At 58.6% G+C, this 12,165-nt stretch carries 10 protein-coding genes; all 10 read left to right on the forward strand.

Translation table 11 applies throughout. The features are described from left to right. Nucleotides 1-81 precede the first annotated feature (81 nt). The 10 genes from K328_RS22205 (at nt 82) to K328_RS22220 (ending at nt 12,008) form a co-directional block, all read left to right on the forward strand. Entirely contained in the window at nt 82-549 is a 468-nt protein-coding gene (locus K328_RS22205) for an SUF system Fe-S cluster assembly regulator (protein WP_036553357.1), read from the forward strand. Nucleotides 550-604: 55 nt separating this feature from the next. Next, nucleotides 605-2,062, forward strand: coding sequence for a Fe-S cluster assembly protein SufB (sufB, locus tag K328_RS0102200; protein ID WP_028464563.1), 1,458 nt, complete (start codon nt 605-607; stop codon nt 2,060-2,062). A 37-nt stretch (nt 2,063-2,099) separates the two neighbouring features. Next, nucleotides 2,100-2,861, forward strand: coding sequence for a Fe-S cluster assembly ATPase SufC (sufC, locus tag K328_RS0102205; protein ID WP_416366111.1), 762 nt, complete (start codon nt 2,100-2,102; stop codon nt 2,859-2,861). Nucleotides 2,862-2,881: 20 nt separating this feature from the next. Next, nucleotides 2,882-4,210: a Fe-S cluster assembly protein SufD gene (gene sufD, locus K328_RS22210; RefSeq protein ID WP_051284324.1), complete on the forward strand. Its 1,329-nt coding sequence runs from the start codon at nt 2,882-2,884 to the stop codon at nt 4,208-4,210. Then, nucleotides 4,207-5,436, forward strand: a complete 1,230-nt coding sequence (locus K328_RS0102215) for a cysteine desulfurase (RefSeq protein ID WP_028464565.1) — start codon at nt 4,207-4,209, stop codon at nt 5,434-5,436. The genes sufD and K328_RS0102215 overlap by 4 nt, the downstream gene beginning before the upstream one ends. Continuing rightward, nucleotides 5,436-5,837 carry an SUF system Fe-S cluster assembly protein gene (locus tag K328_RS0102220; protein WP_028464566.1) on the forward strand — a complete coding sequence of 134 codons (402 nt, stop codon included), beginning with the start codon at nt 5,436-5,438 and terminating at the stop codon, nt 5,835-5,837. Before K328_RS0102215 ends, K328_RS0102220 begins: the two co-directional genes overlap by 1 nt. A gap of 59 nt (nt 5,838-5,896) precedes the next feature. Further along, nucleotides 5,897-6,250 (forward strand): HesB/IscA family protein, encoded by a 354-nt coding sequence (locus tag K328_RS0102225; protein WP_028464567.1) that lies wholly within the window; start codon nt 5,897-5,899, stop codon nt 6,248-6,250. A gap of 198 nt (nt 6,251-6,448) precedes the next feature. After that, a complete protein-coding gene (gene ppc, locus K328_RS0102230; protein ID WP_028464568.1) occupies nt 6,449-9,271 on the forward strand; it encodes a phosphoenolpyruvate carboxylase in 2,823 nt (940 codons plus the stop codon). Between the two features lie 222 nt (nt 9,272-9,493). Continuing rightward, entirely contained in the window at nt 9,494-11,347 is a 1,854-nt protein-coding gene (locus K328_RS22215) for an ABCB family ABC transporter ATP-binding protein/permease (RefSeq protein WP_051284326.1), read from the forward strand. A gap of 37 nt (nt 11,348-11,384) precedes the next feature. Beyond that, nucleotides 11,385-12,008, forward strand: a complete 624-nt coding sequence (locus K328_RS22220; RefSeq protein ID WP_051284328.1) for a class I SAM-dependent methyltransferase — start codon at nt 11,385-11,387, stop codon at nt 12,006-12,008. The last annotated feature ends 157 nt before the right edge of the window (nt 12,009-12,165 follow it).

Consider the following 12,165-nt stretch of genomic DNA (forward strand, 5'->3'; position numbering starts at 1 on the left):
GGTTTCAGAGTTTCGTGTTGATTTCCCCGCCAGCCGGGTTAATTAATCGGTACGAATTTAGTCCGCTTTATGGACGGTGCGATGCTGAAACTGAACAAGATGACAGACTATGCGGTTGTGGTGCTGGGTCAGATGGCCCGGGACCCCGGTCGTGTACGGACTGCTGCGGCACTGTCCGAAACAACGGCGATACCGCTTCCGACTGTCTCGAAGCTGCTGAAGATCCTTGCCGGCGTGGGGCTCGTAACCTCGCATCGCGGGGCGAACGGTGGTTATTCAGTGGACCGGACGGCGGAGCAGGTGACTGTCGCGGATATTGTGCAGGCCATTGACGGCCCGATCGCGCTGACGGCTTGCGTGGATGACAGCGACGGCCAGTGCGAGGTCAGTAACTCCTGCCCAATAAGCGGGAACTGGAACAGGGTGAATCTCGCCGTGAGGCGGGCGCTGGAGGATGTCACTCTGGCTGATCTCCTGGACCCGACGGAAATGTTTCCGTTGCAACCCGCCGAGGCGGGGACGCGTCAGCCAGTGACGGCTGACCGCTGACGGACGAATTCGAGTGCATTTGAACGAGCGATTAAGATAGCGGGATAACACGATCATGGCGGCAACTGTCGAGACAATCGAACAGGTCGAGCAGCTCGGAACCGAGAAATACAAGTACGGTTTCGTCACCGACATCGAGTCCGAGATGGCTCCGAAGGGTCTCAGCGAAGAGGTGATCCGCTTCATTTCGGCGAAGAAGGAAGAGCCGGAATGGATGCTGGAATGGCGCTTGAAGGCCTACGAGCATTTCAAGACCATGGAAGAGCCGGACTGGGCAAAGGTCGAGTATACACCCATCGATCTGAGCGATATCTATTACTACGCCGCGCCGAAGATCAAGGACCGGCCAAACAGCCTGGACGAGGTCGATCCGGAGCTGCTGCGGACCTACGAGAAGCTCGGCATTCCGCTGAAAGAGCAGGAAGTTCTGGCCGGCGTGGTTGCGGTGGACGCGGTGTTCGATTCCGTGTCTGTCGCGACGACCTATCGCAAGAAACTCGCCGAATACGGCGTCATCTTCTGCTCCATTTCGGAAGCCATCAAGGAGCATCCGGAGCTGGTGAAGAAGTATCTCGGCTCGGTCGTCCCGTATTCCGACAACTACTTCGCGACGCTGAACTGCGCCGTCTTCACCGACGGCTCCTTCGTCTACATCCCGAAGGGCGTGCGCTGCCCGATGGAACTCTCCACATATTTCCGCATCAACGCGGAAAACACCGGACAGTTCGAGCGCACCCTGATCATTGCCGAAGAGGGCTCCTACGTCTCCTATCTGGAAGGTTGCACAGCCCCGCAGCGTGACGAGAATCAGCTCCATGCCGCCGTGGTTGAGCTGGTCGCGATGAAGGAAGCGGAGATCAAGTATTCGACGGTGCAGAACTGGTATCCGGGCGATGATACCGGTGCCGGGGGCATCTACAACTTCGTGACCAAACGCGGTGCCTGCCGTGGTGATAGCTCGAAGATCTCCTGGACCCAGGTGGAAACCGGCTCCGCCGTTACCTGGAAATACCCGAGCTGCATCCTGCAGGGCGACAATTCGGTCGGTGAATTCTATTCCGTCGCCATTACCAACAATGCCCAGCAGGCCGATACCGGCACCAAGATGATCCATATCGGCAAGAACACGAAGTCGACGATCATCTCCAAGGGCATCAGTGCGGGCAAGGCGGACAATACCTATCGCGGGTTGGTGAAGGTGCTGCCGGGGGCCGAAGGCGCCCGCAACTACACCCAGTGCGACAGCCTTCTGATCGGCGATCAGTGCGGCGCCCACACGGTGCCCTACATCGAATCCCGCAATCCCTCTGCCCGGATCGAGCATGAGGCGACGACCTCGAAGATCAGCGAGGACCAGCTTTTCTACTGTTCTCAGCGCGGTCTTTCGGAAGAGGACGCGGTCTCGATCATCGTCAACGGATTCTGCAAGGAAGTCATGAAAGAGCTTCCAATGGAATTCGCCGTCGAGGCTCAAAAACTTATCGGTATCAGTCTTGAAGGCAGCGTCGGCTGACGCGCCGGAATATCAAATAATACGCTCGGAGAGAGATATGGCCCTGTTGGAAATCAAGAATCTGCACGCCTCACTGGAAGAGGAAGACAAGGAAATCCTGAAAGGGATCGACCTCGTCATCCAGCCCGGCGAAGTGCATGCGATCATGGGCCCGAACGGGTCTGGCAAAAGCACGCTGTCATACGTGCTGGCTGGCCGCGACGGCTATGAGGTGACCGAAGGTGAAGTAACCTTCGACGGCAAGGATCTGCTCGAGCTGGAAGCGAACGAACGCGCTAATGAAGGCGTCTTCCTGGCTTTCCAGTATCCGGTGGAAATTCCGGGCGTTCCGGGCATGACATTCCTGCGTGAAGCGCTGAATTCCAAGCGCAAGTATCACGGCGAGGAAGAGCTGGACGCGATGCAGTTCCTCAAGCTCGTACGCGAGAAGGCGAAGGCGCTCGAAATGGGCGACGACATGCTGAAACGCGCCGTGAATGTCGGCTTCTCCGGTGGTGAGAAAAAGCGGAACGAGATCCTGCAGATGGCGGTACTTGAGCCGACCCTTTGCGTCCTGGACGAGACCGATTCCGGCCTTGATATCGATGCCCTGAAGATCGTTGCCGACGGCGTGAACGCGCTGCGCAACGAGAATCGTGGCATGCTGCTGATCACGCACTATCAGCGCCTGCTCGACTATATCCAGCCGGACTTCGTGCATGTCATGGCGGCAGGCAAGATCCAGCGTTCGGGCGGCAAGGAACTCGCGCTTGAGCTCGAGGAAAAGGGCTATGCCGATTTCACCGGCAAGGCTGCCTGAACAGGTTCGGAGAACGAGACATGCCGAACGATATGGCAAATGACAATGCGTTGCTGAAGGCTTTCAGCGCGATGCACGTTGACGGTGCGCCGGACTGGTTCGGGGCGGTTACAGCTGCGGGTGCGGAGACATTCGAAACCCTCGGCCTGCCGACCAACCGGACGGAAGCTTGGAAGTATACCAGCCTTCGCGGACTCGGCGGCCTTGCCTTCGCGGCGCCGTCGGCTGATCTGGAACCAGTTGAGATTCCGCGCGACAGCGTCGCGGACATCAAGGGGATTGAGATCGTCCTGGTGAACGGCCGGCTCGACGAAAGCCGGTCGGCGCTCGACAATCTGCCTGTCGGCCTGGCGATCACGCCCCTGTCGAAGGCGATGGAACGGGACGGCGGAGCCGTCAAACATGCGCTCCAGGACGAGAGCGCTATCGACGGCTTGCCGCTTGCGGCCCTCAGCACGGCCGGGATTACCGGCGGCGTGCTGATCGAGGTCGCCAGGAACGCCGATATCGCAAAGCCGATCCACATCATCTCCATTGGCACCGCCGGTGACGAGCCGGTTGCTTTCGCGCCGCGCAATGTTGTCTGGGTTGGTGCGAACGCCAAGGCGACGTTGGTCGAAAGCCATGTCGGTGTGGGCGAGGGCAGCTATTTTTCCAATTCCGTGACCCATGTCACGGTCGAGGACGAGGCGATCTTCCATCATTACAAGCTGCAGAATGAGGCCCGTTCGGCCTATCACGTGGCCATGACCCATGTGACGTGCGGCGAGAAGGTTATCTACGACAACTTCGCCCTTTCCTGCGGCTCCAAGCTGGCCCGGAACGAGATCCGCGGCAAGCTTGACGGCTCCGAGATCCTTTATGCGGTGAACGGCGTCTACATGGCGGCGGCCAACCAGCATCTCGACAACACAACCTTCATCGAGCATGCCAAGCCGAACAGCCAGTCGCGCGAAATCTACAAGGGCGTTCTGGACGAAAACGGACGCGGCGTCTTCCAGGGCAAGATCCTGGTGCAGCGCCCGGCGCAGAAGACTGACGGTTACCAGATGAACCGGGCCCTGTTGCTGTCCCGCAAGGCGGAAATCGACAGCAAGCCGGAGCTGGAAATCTATGCCGATGACGTAAAGTGCAGCCACGGCGCAACGGTGGGCGAACTTGATGATAATCAGCTCTTCTACCTGAAAGCCCGCGGCATTGCGGAACACGACGCCCGCAATATGCTGATCGAGGCTTACCTCCGCGATGCGCTGGAAGAAATCCGGATGGATTCCGTTGCCCAGGCCTTCGGTGCGAAAATTACCGACTGGCTGGCGGAGCGCGCGAAAAGAGAGGACGCGGCGTCATGAGCGAGGCAGGGTACGACGTTGACCTGATCCGGCAGGATTTCCCGATCTTGTCGACGGAAGTTCGCGGCAAGCCGCTGGTGTATCTCGACTCGGCAGCGTCGGCTCAGAAGCCGCGTCAGGTAATTGAAGCCGTGACGCGGATGTATGAGGCGGAATATTCGAACGTCAATCGCGGTCTGCATTATCTGAGTGAGCTCGCGACAGCGCGTTACGAAGGCGCGCGTGAGAAGGTTCAGGCCTTCATCAATGCCAAGCACAGCCACGAGATCGTCTATACCCGTGGCACCACCGACGCGCTTAACCTCGTTGCACAATCCTATGCCCGTGCCTTCCTTGAGGAAGGCGACGAGATCATCATCACCACGATGGAGCATCACTCCAACATCGTGCCGTGGCAGATGATTCGGGACGAGAAGGGGCTGGTGCTCAAGGCCGCCGATGTCGACGAGGAGGGGGCGTTTCACCTCTCCGCGCTGGAAGCTCTGATCACGGATCGGACGAAGATCATCTCCGTGCCGCATGTCTCGAACGTACTCGGGACCGTCCTGCCGGTGAAGGAGATCGCCGCGCTGGCCCACAGGGCCGGTGCGATCCTGGTCGTGGACGGGGCGCAGGGCGTCACACATATGCCGGTTGACGTGGTCGATATCGATTGTGATTTCTACGCTTTCTCCGGGCACAAGCTCTACGGTCCGACCGGGATCGGTATCCTTTACGGTAAGGAAGCGTTGCTGGAGAAAATGCCGCCGGTGCAGGGCGGCGGCGACATGATCAACACGGTTACGATTGCGAAATCGACCTGGGCGGACCTGCCGCACAAGTTCGAGGCGGGAACGCCGCCGATCGTCCAGGCATACGGTCTCGGGGTTGCGGTCGACTATGTTAATGCCATTGGCATGTCGGCAATCGGTGCGCATGAGGCCGACGTGCTGACATACGCGACCCAGCGTCTGGCCTCTGTCGAGGGGCTGCGCCTGATTGGCACGGCGCCGGGCAAGGCGAGTGTGTTGTCCTTCGTCATGGATTGCGCCCATCCGCACGATATTTCGACGATCATCGACCAGGCCGGTGTTGCGGTGCGCGCCGGGCACCATTGCGCCCAGCCCTTGATGGAGCGGTTCGATGTGCCGGCCATGGCCCGGGCCAGTCTCGGCCTTTACAACACCCGTCAGGACATCGACGCACTCGTCGACAGTCTGGAAAAGGTGAGGGAGATCTTTTCGTGATGCAGCCTGGACCCGGAATGCATGACTTTCTGGATATCCCGCCGCCGGAAGAAGGCATCGTTGCCGAAGTGGGTGAGCCGCTTGCCGAAGGCGTGCGTGTAGCCACGGAAGATGAGATCATCCTCGCATTGAAAGAAGTCTACGATCCGGAAATCCCGGTCGATATCTACGAGCTGGGATTGATCTACGAGATCGATATCAAGGATAATGGCGATGTCAAAATTCTGATGACGCTAACAGCGCCGGCCTGTCCGGTTGCCGGACAGCTTCCAATTGATGTTGGTGAGAAAGCTGCCAGCGTCAAAGGTGTTGGCCGGGTGCAGGTAGAGTTGAGCTGGGAGCCGGCCTGGACACCGGAACGGATGAGCGACGAGGCCCGCCTCGCACTCAACATGTTCTAGAATTTGATCCAGATCATCACTATATAATGACGACAGGCTAGACAGAGGAAAGAGACAACATGTTTCAGCCCGGTAAAGCCCCGATCACATTGACGGACGCTGCCGCGGAAAGGGTCAAGTCCCTGATGGCGGCAAAACCCGAGGACGGTGTTCTTGGACTGCGCGTTGGCGTGAAAGCCAAGGGATGCTCCGGCCTCAGCTATTTCGTCGAGTACGCCAAAGAGCGGAAAAAATTCGAGGACATGGTCGAGGACAAGGGTGTCACCATTTTTGTCGACCCGACATCCGTGATGTTCATCCTCGGCTCCGAAATGGATTTCCAGGAAGACAAATATTATTCGGGCTTCGTCTTCAATAACCCGAACGAAGAAAGCCGCTGCGGCTGTGGCGAGAGCTTCAACGTCGCTTCCTGAGTTTGAAGTCCTTCCAGTAAGCTTCCCATAGGCTGAGTCCGTGCGGGATATTCTCGGTCTTTGCGCTGCAAAGATCCCTTGACCGACGTGCCGTATAGGCCTCCCCTATAATCAGAATGCTGCGCTCGCGAACAAAGGCCTGTGCGACACGGCCCGGACTCGAGAGAGGCGCACGTCATTTGAAGATGTGAGGTCGCGATGCCCGATGAGACGCGTCTGGATTCCAAGGTTGAAGACGGCAAGGACGCGCCGCTGCGCGAGAATATCCGGCTCCTGGGGCGCCTGCTCGGCGACACTGTCAGGGAGCAGGAAGGTCAGGATGTTTTCGATATCATCGAGAATATCCGGCAGACCTCGATCCGCTTTCATCGCGATGACGAACTGACGGCGAAGCAGGAACTCGAGAGCATTCTCGAGCGTCTGAACCCGGACCAGTCGGTACAGGTGATTAGGGCATTCAGTTACTTCTCGCACCTCGCGAATATCGCCGAGGACCTTCATCACACCCGCCGGAACCGGGCACACGACATTGCCGGTTCAGCCGCCCGTGGAGGAACGATCGAAGCGGCACTCGGCCGTGCTGCCGAAGCCGGGTTTTCGGCCGGCGGTCTTGAAGCTTTCTTCCGGAACGCATTGGTGAGCCCGGTGCTGACAGCGCATCCGACGGAAGTGCGCCGCAAGAGCACGATGCGCCGTGAGATGGCTGTCGCCGATCTCATCGCCAAGCTGGAACGGGGACCGTGGACGGCGGAAGAGGCGGAGGATATCGACGCCAAGCTCGGCCGGGCGATCCTCACGCTCTGGCAGACCAATCTGCTACGCCAGAGCCGGCTTGATGTGGCGGATGAGGTCGAAAACGGCCTGACATATTACGACTACACATTCTTTCGGGAGTTGCCGCGTCTCTATTGCCGTCTCGAAGACCGGATTTCCGCCATGGATACGACCATGGACGGGAGCGAGCAGCCCGTCGAGCTGGCGTCTTTCCTGCGTATCGGCAGCTGGATCGGCGGCGACAGGGACGGCAATCCGTTCGTAACTGCTGCTGTCGTAGAGCGCACCCTGCAGATGCAGAGCGAGCGCGTGCTCGGCTTTTATAGGTCGGAGCTTCAGAAGCTGGAGGACGAGCTCTCCCTCTCGCTGCGTATCGTATCGGTATCGGAGGAGCTGGCCGCACTTGCGGTCAACGCGGACGACGTCTCGCAACACACCGTGCTGGAGCCTTATCGCCGTGCGCTCTCGGGTATCGGCAGCCGGGTTGCGGCAACGCTGGACGCCGTGAAGGAGCCTTTGCCGACTGATGTGTTGCCCGCGCACGGAATACCGCCCGTGGCGAGCGAAGAGCGCTCCGCATTCGTCAAATATGAGAGCCCTGAAGCCCTGCGCGCGGACCTGGACATTGTGCATGCCTCTTTGGTCGCGCATGGCTCTCGCCAACTGACCGAAGGGCGTCTGCGCCGCCTGCGGCGTGCAGTCGATTGCTTCGGCTTCCATCTTGCCACCCTGGACATGCGGCAAAACTCGGAGGTGCATGCCCGTACCGTGGGGGATCTGCTGCAGGCGGTTGGGGCGGTGCCCGACTACACGGCTCTGAAAGAGGATGAGCGGGTTGCTCTGCTCTCATCGGAGCTGGGCAATCTCCGCCCGCTCCTGCGTCCATTCGAGAACTATTCGGAGGAAACCGAGAAGGAGCTGGCGATCTTCAGGGCTGCTTCGGCGGCACACAGGCGCTATGGACCGCGTGCGATTACCACCGCGATCATCTCCAACACCCAGAGCGTCTCGGATCTGCTTGAACTGGCAATCCTTCTGAAGGAGGTCGGCCTCGTCACGCCGGAAGGCCGAAGCGCCGTCAATATCGTCCCGCTGTTCGAGACCATTGAGGATTTGCGCAATTGCGTCGGCATCATGGACCGGCTCCTGTCAATCCCGGCCTATCGCGCTCTGGTGGATGATCTTGGCGGCGTTCAGGAAGTCATGCTTGGTTATTCCGACAGCAACAAGGACGGCGGCTATCTGACGTCCGGCTGGGAGCTCTACAAGGCCGAGATCGCGTTGATCGAGCTGTTCCGGCATCACAATGTCCGGCTGCGCCTGTTTCATGGCCGTGGCGGCACTGTCGGGCGCGGCGGCGGTCCGAGTTTCGAAGCCATTCTGGCCCAGCCGGCCGGTGCGGTGGACGGTCATATCCGCCTGACAGAGCAGGGCGAGATCATCTCCAGCAAGTACACGAACCCGGATCTTGGGCGTAGAAACCTGGAGATCCTTGCCGCCGCATGCCTTGAAGCCTCGCTGTTGCGGCCGGATCGGGACGATGTTCCGTCTGAATTTCTGGAGGCCATGGAAGAGCTCTCGGCCAGCGCTTTCAAGGCCTATCGCGCGCTGGTCTATGAAACCCCGCGCTTCGACGAGTATTTCTGGGGTTCGACGGTCATCAATGAAATTGCCACTCTCAACATCGGCTCGCGCCCAGCGTCCCGGAAGAAACTCGGAAAGATAGCCGATCTGCGTGCCATTCCCTGGGTTTTCAGCTGGTCGCAATGCCGCCTGATGCTGCCCGGATGGTACGGCTTCGGAAGTGCCTTCCAGTCATGGCTGGAAGCACATCCGGATGATGGACTGGACCGCCTTCGGGCGATGTATCGGGAGTGGCCGTTCTTCAAGGCGCAGCTTTCAAACATGGCGATGGTTCTGTCCAAGACCAATATCGCGATCGCATCGCGCTATGCCGATCTGGTTGAAGACGGGGAATTGCGGGATGCGATTTTCCAGCGGATTCGCGATGAAAGGGAAGCCTCCATCGAGGCTCTGCTCCAGATCATGCAGGATGAAACCCTGCTCGATGGGAACCCTCTGTTGTCACGGTCGATCTCGAACCGTTTCCCCTATCTCGATCCGCTGAACCACCTGCAGGTCAATCTGCTCCGCGACTATCGCCGTGATGCGGAGGACCCGAAGGTGCTGCGTGGTATCCAGCTTACGATCAACGGGATCGCAGCAGGGCTCCGCAACAGCGGCTGAGCGGCAAGAGGCTCAACGGAAAATATTTCAGCCTTCCATCCCGGTGGGCGGTTCCGGTTATACTCCTTCGTCAGCCAAAGCTGCGAAGCTTCCAGCCAGTGTGAACAGGCGCCACAGGCACAGCCTGTCGATTTGCCTTGTGTCCGCAGCCAATAGTTCCATATTTATCGAACAAAGCAATAAGCGGGGTGCGCCACCCGGCGCTGCCCGACAGGAAGTTTTATGTCACGTCGACCGACCGCTAATCTGACCGAGTCCGATCCGCCGGCGACTGCCGACCTTGATACGATAAAATCCCTGCTGCCCTATCTTTGGCCGAAAGGTCAGTTCGAGATGCGGGCGCGGGTGGTGGTGGCAATTGCCTGCCTTGTTCTGGCAAAGGCGGCGTCGGTCTATGTCCCGATCCTCTACAAGGAAGCGGTCGACCTGATCTCGGGTGACAAGTTCGATTTCACCGTCCTGTTGTGGATCATTGTTGCTTACGGCATGACGCGCCTTGGCCAGCAGGCCTTCGCCCAGTTGCGCGAGTTCTTCTTTGCCCGTGTCGCCCAACGAGCGATCCGGGCTGTTGCCATCAAGACGTTTCGGCACTTGCACCGGCTGTCGCTGCGCTTCCATCTGGATCGCCAGACCGGCGGGCTGACCCGGGTGATCGAACGGGGCACGAAGGCCATCGAGTTCCTGCTCAACTTCATGCTCTTCAACATCCTGCCGACGCTGTTCGAGATCTTCCTGGTCTGCGGTGTGCTCTGGTGGATGTTCGACTTCCGCTATGCCATCGCCACTTTTGGAACCATCTTTTCCTACATCACCTTCACCATGCTGGTGACGGAATGGCGGCTGAAGATCCGGCGCCGGATGAACACGATGGATAACCGCGCGAACACCCGCGCGGTCGACAGCCTGCTGAACTACGAGACGGTCAAATATTTCGGCAACGAGACGCATGAGGAGGAGCGCTACGACCGCTCCATGCGGAGCTACGAGGACGCGGCCGTCAAAAGCCGGACCAGCCTGTCACTGGTCAATGTCGGTCAGGGCGGGATCATCGCCGTCGGGCTGATGGTCGTCATGGCGCTTGCGGGCGGCGATATTGCGACCGGTAAGGCGACGGTCGGCGATTTCGTGATGGTGAATACTTACCTGATCCAGCTCTATATGCCGCTGAATTTCCTCGGTTTTGTTTACCGCGAGATAAAACAGTCCCTGACAGACATGCAGCAGATGTTCCTGCTGCTCGATGAGGAGGCGGAGATCGAGGACGCAGCGGACGCGAAAGATCTTGTGGTCGAGAAAGGCGCGGTTCGGTTCGATAACGTGAAGTTCGGTTATTCGGCCGAACGCGGCATTCTGAAGGGGATCAGCTTCGATGTACCGGCAGGCAAGACCGTTGCGTTGGTCGGCCCCAGCGGTGCCGGAAAATCGACCATCTCCCGGCTGCTGTTCCGCTTTTACGATATCGACGATGGCGCGATTCTGATCGACGGTCAGGATATCCGCTCAGTCACGCAAGAGAGCCTGAGGCGGGCTATCGGGATCGTTCCGCAGGACACTGTGCTGTTCAACGATACGATCTATTACAACATCGCCTACGGCCGGCCCGATGCAAGCACAGCCGAAATCGAGGAGGCTGCCCGTCTGGCCCGGATTCATGATTTCGTCGTAAGCCTGCCGGACGGGTATGAAAGCACGGTTGGTGAGCGCGGCCTGAAACTGTCGGGTGGTGAAAAGCAACGTGTCGCAATTGCCCGGACATTGCTGAAACAGCCGAAGATCTTCCTGTTCGATGAAGCGACATCGGCGCTCGACAGCCAGACGGAAAAGGCGATCCAGAACAGCCTCTCCGAGGTCAGCCAGGACTACACCACTCTGGTCATCGCCCACCGGCTTTCGACCGTGGTTGATGCGCATGAGATTATTGTGCTGCGCGACGGCGAGATCGCCGAGCGCGGCAATCATGATTTGCTGCTCTCGCAGGATGGAATTTATGCGGCGATGTGGCGGCAGCAAATGCGGGAAAGTTCGGAAGATCAGCAGGCGATTGAAAAACTGGACGTGGCCGAGGTCAATGCCTAAGGCTTTCTGGGGTTGATCAAGAATCGTGAACGGAACCATGACAGTTTATAGCCGCGCCAAACCTAGTTCTCGTTATACGGCGTTGCTAGAGCTCTATAGGTCAATGCACGCAGAAGGATTTGAACGTGATGAGGGTGGCGTTATTGCGCATGTATGCGCCGAAGAAGCGTATCCGGGGCAGCAGTTGTTGTCTCATATCGGCCGAATACGGGAGCTGATCAACATGCACGATGCTACAACCGTTTTGGATTATGGTTGTGGCAAGGGAGGGCAATATCACTCCGTCCAGTTGCGCGATCAGAATGGAAAAACCGGCACTGTTCAACAGTTTTGGGGCGTCTCGGAGATCAGGCTATACGATCCGGGTGTACCGTCATTCTCGAGCCTTCCCGAGACTGCGTCGGACGGTGTTGTTTGCACCGATGTCCTTGAACATATCCCCGAAGCTGATTTGCCTTGGGTTATCGATGAACTATTCAGCCTATCCCGGAAATTCGTTTACGCCGCCATCGCGTGCTATCCGGCGCGAGCCATTCTTCCAAACGGGGACAACGCACACGAGACAGTGCGGCAGCCGGATTGGTGGCAGGCATTATTCACCAAAGTTGGGCGTGATTATCCCGGAGTTGTCGCTGTGCTGGAATGCGAAACGGTAAAGTAGGGGGCTGATTCACGGCCCGCCCATATGTGGATCAAAACGGCAGCGGCAGTGATCATAATAAACTGCGGCTTTGATCGGGAAGATCAGGTGGCCCGATAACGGGATCGGAACGATCCTTGCGAATTTCCGTCCGTCTATCGACGGTTTATTATGCGAA

It is taken from the genome of Nisaea denitrificans DSM 18348 (assembly GCF_000426505.1).
Classification (GTDB): domain Bacteria; phylum Pseudomonadota; class Alphaproteobacteria; order Thalassobaculales; family Thalassobaculaceae; genus Nisaea; species Nisaea denitrificans.

Coding starts and splice junctions, on each gene's coding strand:
- ppc (WP_028464568.1), top strand. CDS start 6,449: ATGCCCGATGAGACGCGTCTGGATTCCAAGGTTGAAGACGGCAAGGAC.
- sufC (WP_416366111.1), top strand. CDS start 2,100: ATGGCCCTGTTGGAAATCAAGAATCTGCACGCCTCACTGGAAGAGGAA.
- K328_RS22205 (WP_036553357.1), top strand. CDS start 82: ATGCTGAAACTGAACAAGATGACAGACTATGCGGTTGTGGTGCTGGGT.
- K328_RS0102215 (WP_028464565.1), top strand. CDS start 4,207: ATGAGCGAGGCAGGGTACGACGTTGACCTGATCCGGCAGGATTTCCCG.
- sufD (WP_051284324.1), top strand. CDS start 2,882: ATGCCGAACGATATGGCAAATGACAATGCGTTGCTGAAGGCTTTCAGC.
- K328_RS22220 (WP_051284328.1), top strand. CDS start 11,385: ATGACAGTTTATAGCCGCGCCAAACCTAGTTCTCGTTATACGGCGTTG.
- sufB (WP_028464563.1), top strand. CDS start 605: ATGGCGGCAACTGTCGAGACAATCGAACAGGTCGAGCAGCTCGGAACC.
- K328_RS22215 (WP_051284326.1), top strand. CDS start 9,494: ATGTCACGTCGACCGACCGCTAATCTGACCGAGTCCGATCCGCCGGCG.
- K328_RS0102225 (WP_028464567.1), top strand. CDS start 5,897: ATGTTTCAGCCCGGTAAAGCCCCGATCACATTGACGGACGCTGCCGCG.
- K328_RS0102220 (WP_028464566.1), top strand. CDS start 5,436: ATGCAGCCTGGACCCGGAATGCATGACTTTCTGGATATCCCGCCGCCG.